The organism is Streptomyces sp. SID11385 (assembly GCF_010548245.1).
GTDB lineage: Bacteria > Actinomycetota > Actinomycetes > Streptomycetales > Streptomycetaceae > Streptomyces.
Genome location: NZ_JAAGLR010000609.1, coordinates 1 through 698 on the forward strand (window position 1 = coordinate 1; position 698 = coordinate 698).

The following is a 698-nucleotide window of genomic DNA, read 5'->3' on the forward strand; positions in this document are numbered from 1 at the left end:
GGGGTCGGGGGCACGGGCCGGGGAGGCCGGGCGCGCGGGGGTGTCGCCGGGCCGCGAGGGCTCCCCTCCGGCTTCCGCCGCCCCCACCTCCCGTATCAGGTCCCGCTGCCAGTCGCTCGGCGCCGTCATCCCGTCCCCCGCTCCGTACCCGCCGCTTACGAGAAAGTGTCCAGCAGCCGCGCGTACACCCCGAACTCTCCCAGGAGCAGGGGCAGCAGCGCCACGACCGCCAGGGACTCCAGGCTGTCACCCGCCTGCCGCAGCCGCACCCGTACGTGCTCGGCGGGCTCCACGAACAGCACCGCGAGGCACGCCGCGGCGAGCACCACGAGCACCGCCAACGCCCCTTGCGCATGCGCGTGTTCGCGCCAGCTGAGGAGCAGCGCGAGGACGACGGCGGCGGACCCGGCGAGGAGCACGGCGACCTGCGCGGCGAGCGGGAAGGCGCGGGCGCGCAGCGCGAGGGCGAGCGCGGTCGCCGCCGCGAGCGACACCGTCCACACCGAGACCTCGCGCAGCAGTACGATCCCCGCCCCCGCGGTCGAGACCGCGAGGACGCAGGTGGCGAGGCTCAGCCCCCGGTGCGTCGCGGCGAGCGCCGTGCCCACCCGGTGCCGGCTCACCGAGGCCCCGGCCGCGCGCCGGTCGTCGAGCGCGGTGAGCCCCGAGGCCATGAGCGCGAGCCGCGGCAGCATCCC

At 77.5% G+C, this 698-nt stretch carries 1 pseudogene; it reads right to left on the minus strand.

Annotated elements, in window-relative coordinates:
* Positions 1-155: 155 nt before the first annotated feature.
* Positions 156-698 (minus strand): annotated as a pseudogene (locus G3I42_RS18605) (type VII secretion integral membrane protein EccD); the annotation flags it as partial.